This window comes from Pectinatus frisingensis (assembly GCF_015732285.1).
Classification (GTDB): domain Bacteria; phylum Bacillota; class Negativicutes; order Selenomonadales; family Selenomonadaceae; genus Pectinatus; species Pectinatus frisingensis.
In genome coordinates this window covers 89,485-112,148 of record NZ_WIQU01000054.1, presented here as the reverse complement: position 1 = coordinate 112,148, position 22,664 = coordinate 89,485, and the positions used below count along the sequence as shown (strand labels likewise).

The 22,664-nt window shown below is 38.2% G+C and carries 30 protein-coding genes and 1 riboswitch; of the genes, 9 read left to right on the top strand and 21 right to left on the bottom strand.

Going from position 1 to position 22,664, the window contains the following annotated elements:
• Positions 1-5 precede the first annotated feature (5 nt).
• A complete protein-coding gene (locus I6751_RS10525) occupies positions 6-419 on the bottom strand; it encodes a PTS sugar transporter subunit IIA (RefSeq protein WP_196591198.1) in 414 nt (137 codons plus the stop codon).
• Positions 420-678: 259 nt separating this feature from the next.
• On the opposite strand from I6751_RS10525, the gene I6751_RS10520 reads away from it, so the two are divergent.
• The 3 genes from I6751_RS10520 (at position 679) to I6751_RS14010 (ending at position 5,783) form a co-directional block, all read left to right on the top strand.
• A complete protein-coding gene (locus tag I6751_RS10520; RefSeq protein ID WP_196591199.1) occupies positions 679-3,330 on the top strand; it encodes a sigma-54-dependent transcriptional regulator in 2,652 nt (883 codons plus the stop codon).
• 415 nt (positions 3,331-3,745) lie between these two features.
• Positions 3,746-5,122 carry a B12-binding domain-containing radical SAM protein gene (locus tag I6751_RS10515; RefSeq protein ID WP_196591200.1) on the top strand — a complete coding sequence of 459 codons (1,377 nt, stop codon included), beginning with the start codon at positions 3,746-3,748 and terminating at the stop codon, positions 5,120-5,122.
• 52 nt (positions 5,123-5,174) lie between these two features.
• The gene (locus tag I6751_RS14010) at positions 5,175-5,783 is read left to right on the top strand and encodes a TetR/AcrR family transcriptional regulator (RefSeq protein ID WP_196591201.1); all 609 of its coding nucleotides are present in this window, start codon (positions 5,175-5,177) and stop codon (positions 5,781-5,783) included.
• On the opposite strand, the gene I6751_RS10505 is transcribed toward I6751_RS14010, so the two are convergent.
• The gene (locus I6751_RS10505) at positions 5,776-6,606 is read right to left on the bottom strand and encodes an energy-coupling factor transporter ATPase (protein ID WP_196591202.1); all 831 of its coding nucleotides are present in this window, start codon (positions 6,604-6,606) and stop codon (positions 5,776-5,778) included. The two genes, I6751_RS14010 and I6751_RS10505, sit on opposite strands and share 8 nt — an antisense overlap.
• 256 nt (positions 6,607-6,862) lie before the next feature.
• Positions 6,863-7,038: riboswitch (cobalamin riboswitch) on the top strand.
• A gap of 52 nt (positions 7,039-7,090) precedes the next feature.
• Between I6751_RS10505 and I6751_RS10500 the strand changes: the two genes are divergently transcribed.
• The 6 genes from I6751_RS10500 (at position 7,091) to sufU (ending at position 13,206) form a co-directional block, all read left to right on the top strand.
• A complete protein-coding gene (locus tag I6751_RS10500) occupies positions 7,091-8,038 on the top strand; it encodes an L-lactate dehydrogenase (RefSeq protein WP_196591203.1) in 948 nt (315 codons plus the stop codon).
• A 249-nt stretch (positions 8,039-8,287) separates the two neighbouring features.
• Positions 8,288-9,052, top strand: coding sequence for a Fe-S cluster assembly ATPase SufC (gene sufC / locus I6751_RS10495; RefSeq protein ID WP_196591204.1), 765 nt, complete (start codon positions 8,288-8,290; stop codon positions 9,050-9,052).
• Positions 9,045-10,463 (top strand): Fe-S cluster assembly protein SufB, encoded by a 1,419-nt coding sequence (gene sufB, locus I6751_RS10490; RefSeq protein WP_196591205.1) that lies wholly within the window; start codon positions 9,045-9,047, stop codon positions 10,461-10,463. Before sufC ends, sufB begins: the two co-directional genes overlap by 8 nt.
• Positions 10,463-11,536, top strand: a complete 1,074-nt coding sequence (locus I6751_RS10485; RefSeq protein WP_196591206.1) for a SufD family Fe-S cluster assembly protein — start codon at positions 10,463-10,465, stop codon at positions 11,534-11,536. The genes sufB and I6751_RS10485 overlap by 1 nt, the downstream gene beginning before the upstream one ends.
• Positions 11,523-12,737 (top strand): SufS family cysteine desulfurase, encoded by a 1,215-nt coding sequence (locus I6751_RS10480; protein WP_196591207.1) that lies wholly within the window; start codon positions 11,523-11,525, stop codon positions 12,735-12,737. Before I6751_RS10485 ends, I6751_RS10480 begins: the two co-directional genes overlap by 14 nt.
• Positions 12,724-13,206 (top strand): Fe-S cluster assembly sulfur transfer protein SufU, encoded by a 483-nt coding sequence (sufU, locus tag I6751_RS10475; protein WP_182187693.1) that lies wholly within the window; start codon positions 12,724-12,726, stop codon positions 13,204-13,206. The genes I6751_RS10480 and sufU overlap by 14 nt, the downstream gene beginning before the upstream one ends.
• 174 nt (positions 13,207-13,380) lie before the next feature.
• Here the strand turns inward: sufU and rplQ are convergent, their stop codons facing one another.
• From rplQ to rplN, 19 genes are all read right to left on the bottom strand, one after another.
• Positions 13,381-13,716 carry a 50S ribosomal protein L17 gene (gene rplQ, locus I6751_RS10470; RefSeq protein WP_182187692.1) on the bottom strand — a complete coding sequence of 112 codons (336 nt, stop codon included), beginning with the start codon at positions 13,714-13,716 and terminating at the stop codon, positions 13,381-13,383.
• An 11-nt stretch (positions 13,717-13,727) separates the two neighbouring features.
• Positions 13,728-14,687, bottom strand: a complete 960-nt coding sequence (locus tag I6751_RS10465) for a DNA-directed RNA polymerase subunit alpha (RefSeq protein WP_182187691.1) — start codon at positions 14,685-14,687, stop codon at positions 13,728-13,730.
• Between the two features lie 61 nt (positions 14,688-14,748).
• Entirely contained in the window at positions 14,749-15,336 is a 588-nt protein-coding gene (rpsD, locus tag I6751_RS10460; RefSeq protein WP_182187690.1) for a 30S ribosomal protein S4, read from the bottom strand.
• Positions 15,337-15,356: 20 nt separating this feature from the next.
• Complete coding sequence (gene rpsK / locus I6751_RS10455) at positions 15,357-15,746, bottom strand: 30S ribosomal protein S11 (protein ID WP_182187689.1); 390 nt, start codon at positions 15,744-15,746, stop codon at positions 15,357-15,359.
• A gap of 13 nt (positions 15,747-15,759) precedes the next feature.
• Positions 15,760-16,137: a 30S ribosomal protein S13 gene (rpsM, locus tag I6751_RS10450; protein ID WP_182187688.1), complete on the bottom strand. Its 378-nt coding sequence runs from the start codon at positions 16,135-16,137 to the stop codon at positions 15,760-15,762.
• Positions 16,138-16,155: 18 nt separating this feature from the next.
• Entirely contained in the window at positions 16,156-16,269 is a 114-nt protein-coding gene (gene rpmJ / locus I6751_RS10445; protein ID WP_132548289.1) for a 50S ribosomal protein L36, read from the bottom strand.
• A 48-nt stretch (positions 16,270-16,317) separates the two neighbouring features.
• Entirely contained in the window at positions 16,318-16,536 is a 219-nt protein-coding gene (gene infA, locus I6751_RS10440; RefSeq protein ID WP_132548291.1) for a translation initiation factor IF-1, read from the bottom strand.
• 143 nt (positions 16,537-16,679) lie between these two features.
• On the bottom strand, positions 16,680-17,324 hold the full coding sequence (locus I6751_RS10435; protein WP_182187687.1) for an adenylate kinase: 645 nt from the start codon (positions 17,322-17,324) through the stop codon (positions 16,680-16,682).
• A gap of 10 nt (positions 17,325-17,334) precedes the next feature.
• Positions 17,335-18,591, bottom strand: coding sequence for a preprotein translocase subunit SecY (gene secY / locus I6751_RS10430; protein ID WP_182187686.1), 1,257 nt, complete (start codon positions 18,589-18,591; stop codon positions 17,335-17,337).
• Between the two features lies 1 nt (position 18,592).
• Positions 18,593-19,033, bottom strand: a complete 441-nt coding sequence (gene rplO / locus I6751_RS10425) for a 50S ribosomal protein L15 (protein ID WP_182188583.1) — start codon at positions 19,031-19,033, stop codon at positions 18,593-18,595.
• Positions 19,034-19,055: 22 nt separating this feature from the next.
• Positions 19,056-19,241, bottom strand: coding sequence for a 50S ribosomal protein L30 (rpmD, locus tag I6751_RS10420; RefSeq protein WP_182187685.1), 186 nt, complete (start codon positions 19,239-19,241; stop codon positions 19,056-19,058).
• 13 nt (positions 19,242-19,254) lie between these two features.
• Positions 19,255-19,755 carry a 30S ribosomal protein S5 gene (rpsE, locus tag I6751_RS10415; protein WP_182187684.1) on the bottom strand — a complete coding sequence of 167 codons (501 nt, stop codon included), beginning with the start codon at positions 19,753-19,755 and terminating at the stop codon, positions 19,255-19,257.
• A gap of 22 nt (positions 19,756-19,777) precedes the next feature.
• Complete coding sequence (gene rplR, locus I6751_RS10410) at positions 19,778-20,137, bottom strand: 50S ribosomal protein L18 (RefSeq protein ID WP_196591208.1); 360 nt, start codon at positions 20,135-20,137, stop codon at positions 19,778-19,780.
• Positions 20,138-20,164: 27 nt separating this feature from the next.
• Complete coding sequence (gene rplF / locus I6751_RS10405) at positions 20,165-20,716, bottom strand: 50S ribosomal protein L6 (protein WP_196591209.1); 552 nt, start codon at positions 20,714-20,716, stop codon at positions 20,165-20,167.
• A 24-nt stretch (positions 20,717-20,740) separates the two neighbouring features.
• Complete coding sequence (rpsH, locus tag I6751_RS10400) at positions 20,741-21,139, bottom strand: 30S ribosomal protein S8 (RefSeq protein WP_182187681.1); 399 nt, start codon at positions 21,137-21,139, stop codon at positions 20,741-20,743.
• Between the two features lie 29 nt (positions 21,140-21,168).
• A complete protein-coding gene (locus tag I6751_RS10395; RefSeq protein WP_132548308.1) occupies positions 21,169-21,354 on the bottom strand; it encodes a type Z 30S ribosomal protein S14 in 186 nt (61 codons plus the stop codon).
• A 20-nt stretch (positions 21,355-21,374) separates the two neighbouring features.
• The gene (gene rplE, locus I6751_RS10390; RefSeq protein WP_182187680.1) at positions 21,375-21,914 is read right to left on the bottom strand and encodes a 50S ribosomal protein L5; all 540 of its coding nucleotides are present in this window, start codon (positions 21,912-21,914) and stop codon (positions 21,375-21,377) included.
• A 21-nt stretch (positions 21,915-21,935) separates the two neighbouring features.
• Positions 21,936-22,268, bottom strand: coding sequence for a 50S ribosomal protein L24 (gene rplX / locus I6751_RS10385; protein ID WP_182187679.1), 333 nt, complete (start codon positions 22,266-22,268; stop codon positions 21,936-21,938).
• 18 nt (positions 22,269-22,286) lie between these two features.
• Complete coding sequence (gene rplN / locus I6751_RS10380) at positions 22,287-22,655, bottom strand: 50S ribosomal protein L14 (RefSeq protein ID WP_182187678.1); 369 nt, start codon at positions 22,653-22,655, stop codon at positions 22,287-22,289.
• Positions 22,656-22,664 lie beyond the last annotated feature (9 nt).

Below are 22,664 nucleotides of genomic sequence, written 5' to 3'. Positions count from 1 at the left end.
CTCCTTTATGCTTTTGTTGATGACAACTCTTCAAATAATTCCTTTATTCCGTTTTTCCCGGCTTCCATACAATGCTTAGTCAATTCAGCCAGGTTACAGCTGCTGCGCATTGTCAATGCTTCCAACAGCATTGGAAAGCTCAGCCCTGTTATGCATTTATAAGGAACGCTAATCTTAGAACTCGCTATAGCAGCCGCATTATAAGGACTTGCTCCGAATAAATCAGCAAAAACCAAAACACCTTCCCCTTGGTTCAATTCATTTATTGCTGCCCCAACATCGCTGCAAAAGCCTCCAATATCATCTCCGCGATGCAGCCCCATCGTTTTAGCCTTTTCAACCGTCCCCAGCACCAGCTCGGCACTTTTCAGCATTGCTTTGCCAAAATCTTCATGTGTTAAGAGCAAAACTGCAATCATATAATTCCTCCTTGTCTTACCAGCTTATAGTTTTATAACGCAATAACCGTGCCAATACACATAACTACATGTGTATCATCTATTCAAATCAACTGTTTATAGACATATACAAGGGTTACTTGTATATTAAAAATATTCTTTTTTTATCAATTCTACAAAAATTTATTAATATTAATACACATTTTATGCTAAAATTATGTGTATTAATATTATGTGTATCAATAATCTGTATCAATTATTATAAAGGAGTACTTTAAACATGCATTATTCACGCAGTCAAAAAATCTTCCATGTCCTTAAAGAATATGGTGATAATGTCATTAAGCATACTTATCCGGAAATTTCTCCTGAACTAGGCTGTACAACCATATATATTGCCAATAATACCGGTATTTTACGTAATAATGTCAGCATGGAATTAAATACAGCCCTCAAACAAGACCGTGTATTGAAAATAAATGGTAAACCAGTATTATATATTGAAAAGACATTATTAGAAAAAACTTATAATATCCACTTGCATAAAAATGTCTTTAGTAATTTTATTGAATTTAAGAATTATTTAACCGGAATCACTTCAATGGATAACCCCCTCCCCATCCTTACCACCAAGATTTCCACCCGACATCAAAACTTTCCCGCTCCACCTGTATATGAAAAGAACTTACATACTGGTAAAAATCATGATGTATTTGATAATCTAATCGGCATATCTGACGATCTTTACACTCAATCCAAGCAGGCTAAAGCAGCCATATTATATCCTCCTAATGGACTCCATACATTAATAACAGGACCAACCGGTAGTGGTAAAACCACTTTTGCCAACATAATGTACCGTTATGCAATAGAAATGAAAACTTTAAAAAAAAATGCCCCTTTTATCATTTTCAACTGTTCCGATTATGCTGAAAATACACAATTACTATTATCTCATTTATTTGGTCACACTAAAGGCGCATTTACCGGTGCCTTTAAAGAGACTACCGGTCTCGTAGGACAGGCTGACGGAGGAATTCTATTTCTCGATGAAATACATCGGCTACCGCCTGAAGGACAGGAAATGCTATTTTCCCTTATAGATCATGGAAAATATCGTAAATTAGGTGAAAGTGAAAATTTTCATAAAGCCAACATCCTAATTTTAGCCGCCACAACAGAAAATCCGCAATCCGCCATATTAAAAACCTTTTTTCGCCGTATTCCCATTTTAATTACCCTGCCTATGCTCAGTGAAAGACCGCTAAAAGTACGTATGAAATTTATAAACCATTTTTTCCAAACAGAAGCAAAGATAATAAAAAAACCTTTAATCGTCTCTAAAGAAGTTATAAAAGTATTGCTTACATATAAGTGCAGCGGTAATATCGGACAGCTGCATAACGATATACAAGTACTTTGTGCTAATGCCTTTATTGAGAACGTTCTATCTGTAAATCCCAATAATACACCAGGTATAACAATCAAGCTTTCTCAATTAACCGATAATTTAAAAAATGAATTTTTTCAATCAACCTCTCATCGCCAGGGATTATATAAAACTTTTAATTTTAATGATATAACCTCCATTACTTTCGATGGTACTAATGACCAGTTAAGTGACTTATTAATAAAGGATGATTATGCCGTAAATGCTGCTTTTTATGAAGATATATTAAAAACTGCCCAATCATTTTATAAAGATGGTATTGCCATTGAGACAATAAAAGAAAAAATTCATTCCAAGCTTCATCGTCAAAAAAATAATATCAACGATAACAAAAAAGTAAAAATTGATAAAGAAATATTAAATAAAATTGTCAATACTGATATTATTCACCTGATAAAAAATCACCTGTCAAAGACAAAAGACTATTTTGATGCCAATGACAATAAAATGATCTACAGTCTGGCCCTGCATCTGGAAATGCTTAAAGATCGTCTGGAAAACGGCCAATCTGCCACAGGCATTAATGTTAAGGATATATCAGCCAAATACCCTAATGAATATGTATTATCCAAAAATATATGTTCCGATGCCGCAAAATTATTTGCCATGGCAATTCCTCCGGAAGAAATTGCTATCATTGCTTCTTTCTTCCACACCATAAAACAAAATAAATCCTCCTTCATCCCTATAATAGTTGTATGTCATGGACGCAGTACTGCCAGCAGTATGGTAGAGGTTGTAAAAGCTCTAATGGGCAATCCTGAAATTTATGCCATAGATATGCCGCTTGACGCAAAAATAGACACTACCCTGACACTTGCCATTGATCTATCCAAAAGAATCAACACCCCCCGTGGTATCCTCATGCTTGTAGATATGGGTTCATTAGTTGATTTTGGTGATATGATAAATGCTAAATTTCCGGCAACGATAAAAACTATCAATAACATATCAACGCCATTACTATTAGAAGCCGCCCGCCGCTGCATGATGCCCGACATTACTTTGAATGACATTGCACGGTTATTAAATAACCAATTCATATACACGTCACAACTGCAAACGGTATCCAGCATTTCCAATTCATTTTCTTGGGCAGAAGGTGTAGATTCCCAACTATTTAATAAGATAATAACCTCTCTATCAGATATAACCACCTTCATTGACGTAAAAAAAGCGACTGACCTGCTCGGCCAATCGCTGCACGAAATATTAACAAATTACAACCAAACAATCACTGACAACATCTTTGTCAAATTCATTTTCCATTCAATATGCATGCTGGAACGTGTCATTCGTAAAGAAGCATTGCCGTATAAAAATTATAGCACTCTCAAAAAAAGCCATTATGATTTGTTCGACACAATCCAAAAAAGTTTTTCCCCTATAGAAGAAATATATGGTATAGTCATCCCCGTTACTGAACTATCCTATGTAGTGGAAATGTTTCTATTATTTTTACCGCCGACTTTAAAAAAATAGCATCATAATCATTTATCATCCAATAGCTAACTACAATTATCATAAAAAGTTTCCCTAAAGCTTGACAAATTCTTATTAACGAACTAACGTTAGGTAGGAAGAAATGTTTTTAATAAAATATCGGCATTGAAATTTCTCAACAGTGGAAATAATGATGTACGTTTTTTTAAGAGACTATAAAAAAAGTATTGCAGATCAGCATGTAGTCTCAAAGAATCACTTATTGGTTTGTACAGACAAAGCCAAACACTGGTTAATATACTGATTTTAACAAGATGAGTGATATTCTTCAACTCATCACATGCTTTATAGTATATTTTCTCACCAAGATAATTCTAACAAACGAGGGCGCGTCGCAACCTTGTTTTAATTACTATTTGTGCCGTAAGCGACAGCGGCGGAATGCGAGGCTAATATGAAAGTGGTTTTTATCGTTCCGACTGACTCAATACGCCGCACACCACTTTATAGAATCGGCGGCAATATTTATGGTTATTCCAATATCATTACCGGTCCATTAATATTAGGCCATATTCTAAAAAACGCCGGCCATTGCGTCGACGTATATGAAGAACTAAATGATAATATCGATTTTTCCCAATGCAATAATGCTGATGTCATCGGTATTTACACAATGACTTCCTGTGCACCGCGCGCCTATCAAATAGCTGATGCACTTCGTGCACGTAGTAAGCGTGTCATTATCGGTGGAATGCATGCCAGTGCTGTTCCTGAAGAAGCAATAAAGCATGCCGATCAAGTCATTGTCGGTGAAGCAGAAAGTGTCATCAAAGATGTCGTTGAAAAAAATATTGACAGCAAGATAATTCATGCACCAATAATTAATGACTTAGATAAAATTCCCTTTCCTGATTACTCACTACTACGGAGTTCGCATTGCAACGCTGCAAATGTGATAACAACGCGTGGTTGTCCATTTTGCTGCAGTTTCTGTACAACTTCGCGAATGTTTCACCCTTATCGTGAACGCAGTGTCGAAAATGTCATTGAAGAATTACGTTATTATAAGTCATTAGGATTCAAATATATGAACTTCGAAGATGACAATTTTACCGCCAATAAAAATCGTACTAAGGAACTACTACGCCGCATGATTAAAGAAAACCTCATTTTCAAAGAAACTTTTTTCTTTGGCCGCACAGATCTGGCAGAAGATGATGAGCTTTTACAGTTATTACAGCAAGCCCACCTAAATCGTGTATTAGTAGGAATTGAATCATTAAACCAAAAATCCCTGAATTCTATACATAAAAAACAAAAAATTGTCGATATTGAAAAATGTGCTAATAAACTAGCAAAATATAAAATCAGATTAATTGCCAGCTTAGTTTTGGGTCTGGACAATGACAATATCAGTGACATACGCCGTGGTGTCGATTTTTGCCGTCATATCCACGCCTATCAATTACAACCAGCCATTTTAACACCATTTCCGGGAACTCCTGTTTATCGGCAGTTTGACCAGGAAAATCGTCTTATAACAAATAACTGGCGCTATTTCGACATGATGAATGTTACATTTGAACCTCATAATATGTCCGCTTGGAAATTACAAAAAGAATTTCTCCGTGCTGTGCGGAAGTTCTATGATTTCACTTCATCATTTAAAATCATGAAAATTTTTGGTATCAATTCCGGCCTTAGACGCCTGGGTTTATGGTTAATAAGCAGATTTGGCATTATTATTGCTTATTGTTATCTGGCAGTCTCACAACACAGTCACTATAAAAAGCTGAAACATTTTTCTGCCAATAAAAATCTTCAGCAATAAAATAACTTCAATAAATTTTGTTTAAAAATATCCATACAAAACGGAGGACAACATGTCAGCACAAGATATTAGTACAGCGGCATTGCTATTATTTGCCGAAAAAGGTTATGATGCCACAACCATAGCGGATATTGCGAAAAAAGCCGGTATAAAAAAGCCATCAATTTATGCCCATTATTCCAGTAAGATGGAAATTTTGCTTACCGTACTGCAAACAGTTAAAAACAACTATTTAGCATTTTTGGAAAAGAACCTTACCAAAACATCTGCTATCCCACCCGATGACAGATTGCGACATATTTTTTTTTCTATCAGCGGTTATTTCCTGCAGCATCGCAACGAATTATATTTTTGGATGAGAGTCTGGATGTTTCCTCCGGTTGATTGCACACATGATGTATTGCTATCAATACAGGAAACCAATAAGCAATTAGCTGAAACAATTGCTACCATTTTCCAACAAGGCATCAATAATAAAATTTTTATTGATGAGGCTGCTTTAGAGTTAGCGCACGCCTATTTATGTATGTTAGATGGTTATCTGGTGCGTGTAATATGCCACCCAAAATTTGATTATGACAAAACCTTATCCATAATATGGAACGCTTTTTTATTAAAATCTTTAAAGTTGCCAGATGCATCTATCGATCAACCTAATTAACTTTCAAATTTTCTATCAACTCATCTGTACTATAAATATCATTTGCTATATTCATCCCTTTTAGACGCAGCCTATGCGCTATCTGCGCTGCCAATGGCATTTCCAGTCCCAATCTTTTCACTTTTGCAGCATCACTAAACACCTGCCTGGGACTACCGTCAACAGCAATTTTCCCCATATGCATTACAATTATTCGGTCAGCCATTATCGCTTCATTCATGAAATGAGTGATAAGTATTATTGTTATCCCATACTTTTTATGAATTTCCCGCACCGCTTTTAAGACAGCTTCTCTTCCCGATGGATCAAGCATTGCCGTTGGCTCGTCCAGTACCAGATAATCTGTACGCATCGCTAATACTCCTGCTATTGCTATCAGTTGTTTTTGTCCACCCGATAAAAGATGCGGGGCGAATTTGCGTTTTTTTTCCATTCCCACCGCTCGTAGACTTTCTGCCACACGTTTTTTTATTTCTTGCGGGACTATTCCCAAATTTTCCGGCCCAAAAGCTACATCATCTTCAACAATTGCCGCAATTATCTGATTATCTGGATTTTGAAACACCATTCCTACTTTTTGCCGTACCTGCCAAATAGTTGCTTCATTTCTGGTATCCATCCCATCAACAATGCAGCTGCCACCCGTCGGTAACAATAGTCCATTTAACTGACGTGCCAATGTAGATTTTCCTGAACCATTTACTCCCACTATGGCAATGAATTCCCCCTTATTTATAGTAAGATTAATATTCTCTAAGGCATTTTTCTCATTATCTAATTGTCTATATTTATATGTAAGATTTTTTATTTCAATTTTACCCATTTATATCTTCCAATCATCTTTTAAAATATCCCTTTCTATCATAAATGTTTTTATATCATTGTCAATAGTTTTATCTTTACATTTATGACTTATTACAACACTATAAACACATTATCAACAATAATTATTATTTATTTTTATGCCTTAACTGTTTTCACAATTTTACATCATTATTGACATTTGTCGTGTTATGTGCCACAATATTGGCATGTAGTGCATTATATTTAGTCCAGCAGCATAAATAAATATAATACTCATACTAATTCAAGGAACAGGTGTCAGTGACTTAATAGAGAATCCGGTGAAAATCCGGAGCTGTCCCGCAGCTGTCATGCAGAGTAAATTGCAATATGCCATTGAGATAATAATCTTGAGAAGGAGCAATAAACGATGAAGCTTAGCCAGAAGAACTGCCTGTTGACATCACCATGCCGCAAATTTATTCATACGGCAAACCTACGAGTGATAGGGAGGAGAATTTTCCATGATAAACAAAGGTAAAATTGTGATTATCGGTGCCAGTAATGTTGGTTCGGCAATATTAGGCAAAATAACCGATTTTCAGTTGGCGTCTGAAATAGTCTTAATAGACATAAACGCCGACAAAGCAAAGGGTGAGGCTCTTGATGCCAGTCATGCTACTTCGTGCATATACAGTACGAACATAAATGTACATACCGGTACATATAAAGATTGCCACGATGCCGGTATAATAATTATTACTGCCGGTCCCAGTATCAGGCCGGGTGAAAAACCAGATCGACTAATATTGGCAAGGACCAACACCAAGATAATGAACAGTATTATGAGCGAGATAGTCAAGTATACCAAAGATGCTATGATAATTGCAATAACTAATCCACTTGATGTAGCAACGTATTATATTTCTACTCATTTTGATTATCCACGGGAAAAAATTGTGGGCACCGGTACAATGCTTGAAACTTTCCGTTTTCGCCGCATTTTAGCTGATCATTACCATGTTGACCCGAAAAATATCCACGGATATATATTAGGAGAACATGGCAATTCTGCTTTCACAGCATGGAGTACTGTCAATATTGCCGGCATGCCGCTTGAGCATCTTGATGATTGTTTTAATTTCTCACAAAAAATAAATCGTCAGTCCATTGAAGATGCCGTTGTTCAAGTCGCTTACGATATAATAAATTTAAAGGGCTGGACTAATACAGGTATCGCCATGGTTGCCTGTCGATTCATAAAATCAATTTTATATGATGAACATACTATCCTGCCAATGTCCGCTGTTCTTGAAGGTGAATATGGTATACGCGGTGTGGCCTTAAGCATACCTCGCATGGTTTGTGCCGAGGGTATTGTAAAATCTTTCGAAGTTAAGCTTTCTTCCAAAGAAACAAATCAATTATTGGAATCAGCTGAAAGTGTAAGAAACGCACTCTCCAATATTTAATCATAAAATAATTAAATTTTTTATATATGCCCATTTTCTTCTTATACTTTCATAAGGGGGGAATGGGCATATATTTTTGCCCAATAATAATTTTCTGCCATTAAAAAGCAAGAAAAAAATAAGTATTGTTTATATCTTAGTATAGTAGTATAATATGCTTAATGAAATATGTATTATTAATTACATCGGACTCTTAAGTTCTATATTAACATCTACATTTCTATAAAAAAACAGGGAGTGTTCTTTACTATGAGCGATAAATTACTTGAGGTCAAAAATTATTCCATTGCATCAACAGACGATATTTCTATACTGCATAATTTAAACCTCACTATAAATAAGGGAGAAACGCATATATTAATGGGACCCAACGGTGCCGGCAAATCGACTTTTGGCTCTTCTCTGCTCGCCAATCCAGCTTATAAAACTACCAGCGGCAGTATACTTTTTGAAAATGAAGATATCACTGACTTGCCGACCGACAAAAGGGCAAAAAAAGGTATTTTCCTATCCTTTCAATCACCCGTTGAAGTTCCTGGTATTTCTCTGTATAGTTTTCTACGTGCTGCTTCCAAAAATACGGCAAATCCTCTCAAGGGTAAATTATTCCGGCAAAAACTCAATGATACTCTAAAAAATCTCGATCTAAAACATGAATATCTTGAACGTGATCTCAACGTTGGTTTTTCCGGCGGTGAACGCAAAAAAGTAGAAATGCTCCAGCTGTTGATGCTTTCACCAAAACTTGCCATTATGGATGAAACTGATTCCGGTCTTGATGTTGATGCCGTTAATATCATGCTCAGGGGAATTACTGAATTTCAACAAGATAACGAAAAAGGGTTATTAATAATTTCCCATAATATGCATATACTGGACAAATTGAAAATAGATAAGGTCCACATATTGGTAAAAGGTCATATTGTCGCTGAAGGTGGCAGTGAACTCATTGATGAAATAAATAAAACCGGATTTGTTCGTTTTGAAACTCAGGAAGGTGGTAACAATGTCTGATACAACAAAGAAAAAAACCATGGTTGCAGACGTCGACCGCAATCTATATGATTTTAAAAAAGCCGAAAAAGATGTTGAAAAGCTTGCTAGCGGACTGACTGAAGATATTGTTCGCCAAATAAGTGCTAAAAAACACGAACCGAATTGGATGCTTGAACACCGCCTAAAGTCATTAAAAATTTATAATGAACTAAAAGTTCCCAATTGGGGACCCGATATAACAGATCTTGATATAGACAACATTGTTACTTATGTACGGTCAAAAACAAAAATGGCTGCCAAGTGGGATGAAGTCCCGGCAGACATCAAAGACACTTTCGAACGTCTCGGCATACCAGAAGCTGAGCGCACGTCGCTTGCCGGTGTAGGAGCGCAATACGATTCTGAACTTGTTTATCACAACATTCAAGATTCTGTTGCTAAAAAAGGTGTTATTTACAGCGGTATTGAAGAAGCGCTAGCCGGCCCATATGCTGAAATGATAAAACAACATTTTATGAAACTAGTACCTCCTTCCGATCACAAATTTGCCGCTCTGCATGGTGCGGTGTGGTCTGGTGGATCCTTTGTCTATGTTCCGCCCTATACCACCGTTGATATACCCTTGCAGTCATATTTCCGTCTTAACTCACCGGGAGCCGGTCAATTTGAACATACCCTAATAATCGTTGACAAAGGTGCTTATCTACATTTTATTGAAGGCTGTTCAGCTCCCAAATATAATGTGGCTAACCTCCACGCCGGTTGTGTCGAATTATTTGTCGGTGAGAATGCTCATCTGCGTTATTCAACGATTGAAAACTGGTCTAAAAATATGTATAATCTTAACACTAAACGCGCTAAAGTCGAAAGGAACGGTAGTATGGAATGGATTTCCGGTTCTTTTGGCTCACACGTTTCCTATCTATATCCGATGACGATTTTAAATGGTGAATATTCCAAATCAGAGTTTACCGGTATTACTTTTGCCGGTGAAGGACAAAATCTTGACACCGGTACAAAAATTCTGCACAATGCTCCGCATACCTCGTCTGTCGTCAATACCAAATCACTTTCCAAATCCGGTGGTATTGGTACCTTCAGAAGTGCTGTCACTATGACGGAAAAAGCCCATAAAAGTAAATCCAGCGTATCCTGTCAATCACTGATGCTTGATGATAAATCACGTTCTGATACCATTCCATTGATGGATGTGCGCTGCGATGATGTCAACGTCGGCCACGAAGCATCTATTGGCCGTATTGATGATGAAGCTGTATTTTATCTGATGAGCCGCGGTATCAATGAAAACGAAGCAAAAACACTAATTGTTAACGGTTTTGCCAATCCCATATCCAAAGAACTGCCACTTGAGTATGCTGTTGAAATGAATAATCTTATACGTCTTGAAATGGAAGGAGGTATCGGCTGATGGACACAATACTAAATGGCAATAATATTCCCGTGCTCACATGGAATCATTTTAATGTAAATTATAAACAAATTCAACTTTATAATAGACCTGATGACAAAAATAATCCCGTCATCACCGGTGATTCAACCGGTATGCATATTAAGAACAAAACCAGTCTTGACAATTTTCTTATTTCCGGTAATGATGCAAAAACTGCTTCATATATTATCGCCAATGCCTCTATAACTAAAACCATTACTGTAAATAAGGATAATTCCGTAGAGACACCACTTATCTTTGATATGACACTAAAGGACAATGATAAGTTAACTGCTCTTTTTGATATCATCCTTGAAGAAAATTCTCATGCCAATATAATAGTCTCTATATCATCATCAGCTAACGCAGCCGGTCAATACACTGATCTCATCAGAATACATGCTAAAAAGAATTCTTCTCTAACCTTCACATGTCTGCAATTATTAGGCGAAAATTTTCTTGCCTTCAACAATGCCATTGCTTATGTGGAAAACGACGCCAAGGTAACTATTCATCATATGCCCTTAGGCGGTAAAACTGCTTTAGCTTCTGCTTTAACTGATTTACACGGCTACAAGGCTGCTTCCGAAATATATGCTGATTATATTGGACATAGCCGGCAGGATATCGATCTTAACTATGTCACTCGTCATTATGGCAAAAAAGGCTTATCCGAAATAAAAATGACTGGCCTTTTACTCAACGACAGTAAGAAGACAGCTCGGGGTACACTTGATTTTCACCATGGTTGTAAAGGTTCTTCAGGTAATGAAAGTGAAAATGTACTTCTTTTAAGTAAAACTGCCAAAAACAAAAGTGTTCCCTTGATGCTCTGCGATGAAGACGATGTTGTTGGCAACCACGGTGCAGCTATCGGCGCCCTTGATGAAGAACACCTCTTTTATTTACAGTCGCGCGGTATTGATGAAACATCTGCTCGGCAAATCTTTCTTGATTCGGCTATTGCCCGTTTGAAAAATCTGCTGCCGCAAAATTTAGCCGCAAAAATAGATACTTATGATAAGGAAGTGCTCTGCAATGAATCGTTATAAAAACTACTTTCCAATAATGCGCCGTAATAGCACTTTAGCATATCTTGACAATGCTGCCACCACACAAAAACCTGATATGGTAATAGATGCTGTAGCCGATTATTATCGCCGCGAAAATGCCAACCCCCTGCGCGGTCTCTATGAATTATCACAAAAAGCCACTGACGCCTATGAAAATGCCCGCAAAAAAATTGCCGAATTCATCGGTGCAGCTAAGGCGCAGGAAATTATTTATACACGAAATGCTTCTGAATCACTTAATCTTATCGCATTTAGCCTATCCGAACTTTTATTACAGCCAGATGATGAAATTCTCATATCAATAATGGAACACCATAGCAACATGATTCCCTGGCAACAAGCTGCCAAACGCCATAAAGCTAAATTGATTTATTTATACCCTAACGAGGATGGAATTATAACAACAGCTGAACTAAAAAATAAAATATCTGACAAAACCAAAATCCTTTCCCTGACTCAGATATCAAACGTCTTAGGCAGTGAACAAAATTTAAAAGAATTGATACCGATTGCCCATGCACACAACATCGTTGTATCCATCGACGGTGCCCAGGCCATTCCCCATGAAAAAATTGACGTTTCTTCTCTTGACTGTGATTTCTACTCTTTTTCCGGCCATAAAATGTATGCCCCTATGGGGATCGGCATATTATATGGTAAGGAAAAATATCTGGAAGCGATGCCGCCTTTTCTGACTGGTGGTGAAATGATCGACTATGTCGATGAACAAACGGCCACTTTCGCCGAGTTGCCCTATAAATTCGAAGCTGGAACCCAAAATGTTGGTGGTGCCGTGGGGCTGGCTGCAGCTATTGATTTTATTGAATCTATTGGTTACAATAAAATCATCGAGCGAGAAACTGAGCTTAGTCATCTTGCCGGTGAAGAGCTCAGTAAACTGCCTTATATAACAATATATGGCAGCAACAATTTTTCAGCCCATCATGGCGTAATAGCTTTTAACATTGAAAATATCCACCCACACGACGTTGCTTCCCTAATGGATTCCGGGAATGTTGCAATTCGTGGCGGACATCATTGTGCCCAACCGCTTATGCGTTTTTTAAAGTGCAACTTCTGCTGTCGGGCCAGCATTGCCTTTTATAATGACAAGGCCGATATAAAACAACTTATCGAGCAAGTAAAATACATAAGGAGTTATTTTCATGGCGTTAAATAATATTTATAATGATATTCTCATGGAACATAATATGCATCCGGATCATAAACACAAATTATTACAAGCCAGCGATCACAAAACAGCAATAAACCCTAAATGTGAAGCTGATGAAATTCTGGTAAAAAAAGGCTTAAATCCCAGTTGTGGTGATGAAATTGTTTTAGAAATAAATGTGGTAAACGATATCATCAAAGATGCCGCTTTCAATGGACAGGGTTGTGCTATATCACAGGCTTCAACCGACATAATGGCTGATCTCATCATTGGTAAGAGCATCGATGAAGCAATAAAACTTACCGACTTATTTATTGATATGATTCGCGGTGAGGAAACTGATCCGAAAAAACTTGAAGAATTAGACGAAGCAATGGCTTTAAAAGATGTTTCCCATATGCCGGCTCGTGTTAAATGTGCTGTTTTAGCATGGCACACGTTAAATGAAATGTTAAAAGAAAAAAAACAAAAATAATTTAATTATTTACAATAGCTATTTATATAATATTTTTAAAACATTTATCATGGTAATTTAATATGCCATAATAAATGTTTTTTTATTTGCAAAAAAATAAGAACCGCCCAAAGACAGTTCTTATAAAGACACTTCTCATTATCACCAGGCATCACCCAAGTAATGAGAATTTTATTATTTTACTAATTCAAGGATTACCATCGGAGCGGCATCACCGCGACGAGGACCAAGTTTAAGAATACGAGTATAGCCACCCTGACGTTCATTATACGAAGGTGCTATTTCATCAAATAATTTTTTGATTACTGATTCATCTAATAAATCAGCAGCAATCTGACGGCGTGCATGCAAGTCGCCCTGTTTTGCCAAAGTAATCATTTTCTCAGCTAACCCGCTTATTTCTTTTGCTTTAGCTTCTGTTGTTTCTATGCGTTCGTGTTTAAATAATGACGTCAGTACGGTGCGAAAAAGCGCACGACGTGCACTGCTGTCACGACCTAACTTTCTCAATTTTTTCCCTCCTATTCTTCATTATGTGCAAGTGAAAGGCCTAATTCTTTCAGCTTATTTCTCACTTCATCAAGTGATTTGCGACCCAAATTTCTGACTTTCATCATATCATCATCTGACTTTTGCACAAGATCAGCAACCGTATTGATTTCCGCCCGCTTCAAACAATTAAACGATCTGACTGATAAATCAAGATCCTCTATAGTCATTTCCATTACCTTGTTTGCATCATCTTCTTCATTTTCCATGAAGGTGCTTTCTGATTCATTTTCTTCCTCTGAACAGCCCGCCATACTTTGGAAAAGTTTGAAATGGGCAATTAGTATACTAGCAGATTTGCTGATTGCTTCTTCCGGGCGTAATGAACCATTAGTCCACACTTCCAAAGTCAGCTTATCATAATCTGTAACATTACCCACACGAGTATCTGACACAGTGTAGTTCACCCGCTGAATAGGAGAAAAAATTGAATCGATAGGAATAACACCGATAGGCTGATCAGGTTTTTTATTCTTATCTGCCGGAACATATCCACGGCCGCGTTCAACAGTCATTTCCATCTTAAGTGAGCCACTTTCATCAATAGTTGCTATATGCAGATCGGGATTTAATACTTCAATATCAGCGTCAGCCTTGATATCAGCACCAGTTACTTCTTTTTCGCCAGTAACATCTATACTTATTGTGTGTGGATCATCGTTATGCATTTTAAAGCATAATGATTTTAAATTTAAGATAATATTAGTAACATCATCCCGCACACCCGGTATTGTGGAAAATTCATGAAGCACACCATCAATCTTTATCGATGTAATAGCCGCTCCCATCAACGATGACAACAAAATCCGCCGCAGCGAATTTCCTAGTGTTGTACCATAACCACGTTCAAGCGGTTCACAAATGAATTTGCCATATTTTTGATCTTCACTTAATTCCACAATTTCTATTTTAGGCTTTTCGATCTCGATCATCTAAGGTTCCCCTCCTTTGTTCTATGCCTATAAATTGCCACACTATGACCACTACGACATATTATCTGGAGTACAATTCGACGATAGCCTGTTCGTCTACTGGAACATCGATTTCATCACGATTTGGGAATCTGGTAACAGTACCACCTAATTCACCGGCACTAAGCCAAGCCGGAACACTCAGTTTATTGCCGGATTCAGCAATTGCCTTGAACAATTCACTGGAACGGCTCTTTTCCCTGATCCCCACGACATCATTTGCTTTAACAAGTGCTGACGGAATATCAACACACTTGCCATTAACAACAATATGACCATGCGTTACCATTTGCCGAGCCTGACGCCGGGTATTCGCAATACCTAACCGAAACACCACGTTGTCAAGTCTTCTTTCCAGTAAAAGCAAAAGGTTTTCACCGGTAACACCCTGCATTTTTTTAGCTTTATCATAATAAAGACGAAATTGCTTTTCCAATACGCCATATATAAATTTTGCTTTTTGTTTTTCTCTCAGCTGCGTACCGTATTCACTTATTTTACGACCAGTGCGACGCGGCTGGCGTTTAGATTTCTTACCCAGACCAACTACAGCAGCTTCAATTCCCAATGAACGGCATCTTTTCAATGACGGTGCTCTATCAATTGCCATTTATCTATTCTTCCCTCCTATTATACTCTTCTGCGTTTTGGTGGACGACAGCCGTTATGTGGAATTGGCGTAACGTCCTTAATCATATTAACTTCAAGTCCCGTAGCCTGAAGTGACCGAATAGCCGCTTCACGACCTGCTCCCGGTCCTTTTACATAAACTTCTACTTGTTTTAGTCCATGTTCCATAGCAGCCTTAGCTGCTACTTCTGCCGCCATCTGAGCCGCAAACGGTGTGCTTTTACGGGAACCTCTGAAGCCAAGTCCACCGGCACTTGCCCAAGAAAGTGCATTACCGTTTTTATCAGTAATCGTAACAATTGTATTATTGAATGTTGAACGAATATGTGCTACGCCAAATTCAATATTTTTACGTTCTCTTTTTTTGGGACGAGATTTACTTACTGGCAAATTCTACCCCTCCTTATAATACTTCTTTCTTCTTGCCCATAATAGTCTTTTTCGGACCTTTTCTTGTACGTGCATTGTTTTTTGTATTCTGTCCACGGACAGGAAGTCCAAAACGATGCCGTCTGCCGCGATAACAGCCAATTTCTACCAAGCGTTTAATGTTAAGTGATACTTCACGACGAAGATCCCCTTCAACACTATAATTTTTTTCAATTGCCTCACGCAGCTTAGCAACTTCATCTTCTGTTAAATCACGAGACCGAGTATCAGGATTAATACCTGTCATCGCCAAGATGTCACGTGAAGATTTTGGACCAATACCAAAAATATATGTTAAAGCGACTTCCATCCGTTTATCACGTGGTAAATCTACACCGGCAATACGTGCCATATGTTAACACACCTCCTATTATCCTTGTTTTTGTTTATGTTTAGGGTTTTCGCAAATGACCATTACCCGGCCTTTACGTTTAATTATTTTACATTTTTCGCAAATACGTTTTACTGATGGACGTACTTTCATTGCAATTACTCCTTTCAGCAATATTCCTCTAATCTTCCCCAATGAGTATTACTTAAATCGATAAGTGATACGGCCTCGGGTAAGATCATATGGCGTAAGCTCAATCGTAACCTTATCCCCCGGCAGTATTCGGATAAAATTCATACGAATCTTGCCGGATACGTGAGCTAAAACGACATGGCCGTTTTCCAGTTCTACCTGAAACATTGCATTTGGTAATGCTTCAAGCACTCTACCTTCAACTTCAATTACATCTTGTTTAGACATGAAACTGCTCCTTTTCGAATAAAGATTGGGCCAACTGAGTTTTCAGGCAACCTTTTCCCAGGGAACCATATCTGCCCAACATTATTGTAATGAATTGTCTCAATAGCGTCCTTATTAAACTACTATCCGACATAAACTTATTATCATCCATGGAGTACAGTCACGACATCACTATACACCTTGTCCATTGGCTGGCTGCCATTGATTTCTTTATATAAACCGGCTTTTTTATAATATTCAATAAGCGGTTTTGTTTGTCCATCATAAACAGCCAGACGATTTTTCATGGTTGCTTCACTATCATCAGCACGCTGATAAAGCTCTCCACCACAAATATCGCAAACACCTGCTTTACCAGGTGCTTTAAATTTTACATGGTATGTTGCCCCACACTTTTTACAAATGCGACGTCCCACAGCTCTTTCAATGAGTTCTTGTGCCGGGACATTTATATTAAGTGCACAAGTAAGTTTTAAACCCAATTCAGCGACGATGTTTTCCAGCGCCTCTGCCTGCTCAACTGTACGAGGAAATCCATCAAGGATAAAACCTTTTTTACAGTCTGCTTCAGCAAGTCTTTCCCGAACAATACCAATAGTAACATCATCTGGTACCAATTTCCCCTGGTCCATGCAGACTTTTGCCCTTTTACCAAGCTCTGTCTGATTTTTGACTGCTGCTCTGAACATGTCCCCAGTAGAAATATGCGGTATATGAAATTGTTCAACTAATTTTGCTGCCTGCGTGCCTTTACCCGCACCAGGAGGCCCCATTAATAAAATATGCATATTTTCCTCCTTATTTCATAAAGCCTTCATAATGGCGCATAACCACCATAGATTCAATCTGTTTCATTGTATCTAAAGCAACCCCCACTACGATAAGCAATGCCGTGCCACCAAAATATACGCCCTGAATATGTGTGAAATTAGCAATAAGCATAGGAAATATTGCTATCAATGCCAAAAAGAATGCGCCTGCAAGCGTGATTCTCGTCATTATTTTATCCAGATAATCTGCCGTATCCGTACCAGGTCTTATTCCTGGAACAAATCCACCGTATTTCTTAAGATTATCAGCTAAATCGGGTATTTTTAGTGTAACAGCTGTATAAAAATAAGTAAAGAAAATTATTAGCAAGGTATATGTTATTGTATGGGTAACTGTTCCCCATTGAAAATAAGATGCAATGGTTTTTACCCACCCAATATTTACAAATTGTCCGATAGTTGCCGGAAACATCAATAATGATGATGCAAAGATAATAGGAATAACCCCTGCCTGATTAACCTTAAGAGGTATGTGCGAAGAACGTCCGCCATAAGTCTTATTTCCAACAACCCGTTTGGTATAAGATATCGGTACCCGGCGTTGTCCTTGTTGAATGGCTATAACAAACACGACCATCGCCAAAGCTATAATCAAAAATAAAAATAAATTGAAATAATTTATCGTACCTGCCTGTAAATATTTATACATTGTTCCCAATGACCGTGGCAGTGCTGCCACTATACCGGCAAAAATAATCAATGAAATCCCATTTCCTATACCATTGGCCGTTATCTGTTCACCAACCCACATTAAAAAGACAGTTCCTGCTGTTAATGTGATTGCGATAATTAATATGGACATCGGATTAGGATTTATTATAGCAGCTTTTAATCCTATAGACATACCAATTGCCTGTAAAAACGCAAGGGCAACCGTTAAATAACGGGTGACCTTATTCGTTTTTTTATAGCCTTCCTCTCCTTCTTTAGACCATTCTTCTAAAGTAGGAATAACCACAGCTAAAAGCTGCATTATAATGGAAGCATTGATATATGGTGTTATACTCATAGCAAATACGGAAAATTTACTAAGTGCACCACCGGAAAATAAATCCAACAATCCAAATAAATTACCACTGTTAAAAAGATGTTCGAGTGCATCCGGGTTAACCCCCGGAACAGGAATATGCGTCCCCAACCTGAACACTGCAAACATTATTAAGGTGAAGATGATTTTTTGCCTTAATTCAGGAATTTTAAAAATGTTCCCAAGGGCTGAAATCAACTCAGATCACCTCAATTTGGCCGCCTGCTGCTTTGATCTTTTCTTCAGCAGATTTTGTAAACCCCTGTGCTCTTACAGTAAGTTTTTTTGTTATTTCACCATTACCAAGGATACGGACACCCTCGCATACATTTTTCAGTATGCCGGATTCAACTAAAGTAACAGCATCAACTACACTGCCGTCTTCAAAACGTTCTAACATACAAACGTTGACTTCTGCATATTCTTTACCAAAAATATTTTTGAAGCCACGTTTTGGCAGCCTGCGATATAGCGGCATCTGTCCACCTTCAAAACCAGTACGGACACCACCACCAGCACGGGAGTTCTGGCCTTTATGACCGCGTCCTGAGGTTTTTCCCCAACCGGAACCAAGACCGCGTCCAACGCGAATACGTGTTTTCTTTGAACCTGGAGCCGGAGCCAATTCATGTAAATTCATAGCCACATGGCACCCCCTTTTATTATAAATTAATTTCTTCGACTTTTACGAGATGTTCTACTTTATGAATCATACCGCGAATAGCCGGATTATCATCTTTTTCTACCACGGAATTAATTTTCCTTAAACCTAATGCTTTAACGGTCGCGCGCTGATCCTGCGGATGACCGATAAGGCTGCGGGTAAGAGTAACTTTCAGTTTTGCCATTGAAATAACCTCCTTAACCCAAAAGTTCCTGAACAGTCTTGCCGCGCAATTGGGCAACTGTTTCTGCTTTTTTTAATTGACCCAACCCACCAATAGTAGCACGTACCATATTATTAGGATTTGATGAACCCAGTGATTTTGTCAAGATATCGCCAATTCCACACAATTCCAATACAGCACGGGCAGGGCCACCGGCAATAACACCAGTACCTTTTGCCGCCGGCTTTAAAAGAACTTTACCGGCACCAAAAATACCCGTAATCTGATGCGGTATAGTTTTTTCAACTAATGAAACTTCAATAAGATTCTTTTTCGCATCTTCAATGCCTTTTCTGATTGCTTCCGGTACTTCACTGGCTTTACCAAGACCCGCACCAACATGTCCATTTTTATCGCCGACGACAACCAAAGCACTAAAAGAAAAACGACGACCGCCTTTTACAACTTTGGCAACGCGATTTATATATACAACTTTTTCCTGCAATTCAAGCGCATTAGCATCTATTTTGGCCATTAATTAACCTCCTGTTCTGTAATTAGAATTTAAGTCCTGCTTCACGGGCTGCATCTGCTAAAGCAGCGACACGGCCATGATATATATATCCACTGCGATCAAATACAACTTCTGTAATACCCTTAGCTGTCGCAGCCTTTGCTACTGCAGTACCAACAGCCTTAGCTGCCTCAACGTTACCGCCGTAGTTTTCAAATCCCTTATCCTTCGAACTGGCTGCCGCCAATGTAACCCCATTCACATCATCGATTACCTGTGCATAAACATTGCTGAGACTGCGAAATACGTTTAAGCGAGGTCTTTCCGGTGTACCGGATATACGATTGCGTACACGCAGATGACGTTTTTGACGAGCTTTATTCTTATCCTGTCTTTTAAACACGTCAATTGCTCCTTTCCCTTAAAAAAATCATTTAGCACCCTTGCCGCCGGCTTTACCAACCTTACGACGAATATGTTCATTTTCATATTTAATACCCTTGCCCTTATAAGGTTCAGGTTCTCTATAGCTGCGGATTTTAGCAGCTACATCGCCAACCAGTTCTTTATCAATACCGGATACAACGATTTTATTAGATGCCGGAGCAGTAAGAGTAATTCCTGCCGGTGGTTCAACTACTACAGGATGTGAAAATCCTAATGAAAGATTAAGATTTTTCCCCTGTTGTGTAGCTCTATAACCCACGCCATTAATTTCGAGATTTTTGGAAAATTCTTCAGTAACACCCACAACCATATTATGTATAAGACTGCGTGTGAGACCATGTAATGCTCTATGATTTTTGTCATCTGAAGGACGCTGCACTGTTATAACATTTCCCTCAATGACTACCTTTATATCTTTATGGCACGTACGAGATAATTCGCCTTTCGGACCTTTTACAACTACATGATTATTATCATCTACTGTAACTGTAACACCAGCGGGAATCTCAATAGGTGCTCTTCCTATTCTTGACATTTGTACACCTCCTAGTTCTAAAAATCACCATACGTAAGCTAATACTTCACCGCCGACACCTGTACTGCGAGCCTTTTTATCACTCATTATCCCCTTTGAAGTGGATATTATTGCGATACCAAGACCGCCTAAAACACGCGGCAGTTGATCTTTGTTGACATAAGCGCGAAGCCCGGGACGGGAAATACGTTTTATTCCAGTGATTACCTGTTCACTGTCAGGTCCGTATTTTAATTTAATTGTAATTACACCTTGTTTATTATCCTTGGTAAAAGTGTAATCTTTTATAAATCCTTCTTCTTTTAATACGTCAGCAATAGCTCTTTTGATATTAGAACCAGGAATTTCAACTTTTTCATGTAAAACAGAGTTTGCATTGCGCAAACGTGTAAGCATATCTGCAATCGGATCAGTCATTCCCATAAAATCGATATCCTCCTTTCTTTCTAACTTTACCAGCTGGCTTTTGTTACGCCAGGTATTGCACCCTTATAGCTTTGTTCTCTGAAACAAATACGGCACATATCAAATTTACGCATATAACCGTGCGGACGGCCACAAATTTTACATCTATTATATTGGCGAACTTTATATTTTGGTTCTTTACTCCATTTTTCAATGAGTGCCTTTTTGGCCATTAAAAACTTACCCCCTCTTTTTATGCACTGAACGGCATTCCCAAAAGGCGGAGAAGTTCTTTAGCCTCTTCGTCAGTTTTAGCCGTTGTTACAACAATAATATTCATACCACGGACTTTATCGATTTTATCATATTCGATTTCCGGGAAAATCAATTGTTCTTTCAATCCTACAGAATAATTACCACGACCATCAAAAGCCTTACCACTTACTCCACGAAAATCACGTACACGTGGCAATGCGATATTGACAAATTTATCTAAAAACTGATACATACGGGTACCGCGCATGGTTACTTTACATCCTATTGGCATTCCAGCGCGCAATTTCCATGCAGCCAATGACTTTTTAGCTCTGGTAAGAATCGGTTTCTGCCCTGCAATTACGGTTAAATCTTCAACAGCAGAGTCAAGTGCTTTTGAATTTCCTACAGCTTCACCAACACTCATATTAATGATTATTTTTTCTACTTTAGGCAGCTGCATTGGATTTTTGTAACCAAATTTTTCAGTCAGAGCCGGAACTACTTCTTTTAAATATTTTTCCTGCAATCTATCCACCAATATTGCCTCCTTCCCTTATTATTTTGCCTGGTCTAAAAGTTCGCCGCATTTTTTGCATACACGAACCATCTTTCCATCTACGTCTTTTTTTGCAACACGGGTCGGTTTGGAGCATGCCGGACATACAACCATAACCTTAGCTGCACACAGCGGCGCTTCCTTAGTAATAATTCCACCTTTAGGAGTATTTTGATTAGGTTTTGTATGACGTTTTACTTTATTAATACCTTCAACTACAACCTTATTCTTTTTAGGCAGTGCTTGTAAAACCTTACCTTGCTTGCCCTTATCTTTACCGGATAATACGATTGCCGTATCACCTTTTTTTATCTTTAATTTATACTGTGACAATTCTGCACCTCCTCATTATTAAAGTACTTCTGGAGCCAATGAGATGATTTTCATGAAGTCTTTGTCACGCAATTCTCTGGCTACAGGCCCAAAAATACGAGTTCCTTTCGGGGTTTTATCATCTTTTATAAGAACTGCTGCGTTTTCATCAAAGCGGATATAAGAGCCGTCTTGCCTTCTCAGTCCCTTTTTAGAACGCACGATTACAGCTCTAACGACCTCCCCTTTTTTCACCATACCACCAGGAGACGCAGATTTCACTGCGGCGACAATTATATCACCGATGTTGGCATACTTACGATAGGATCCTCCCATAACACGGATACACATGATTTCTTTAGCTCCAGTGTTATCACCAACATTGAGCATTGTCTGTTGTTGGATCAATTGCTTTAC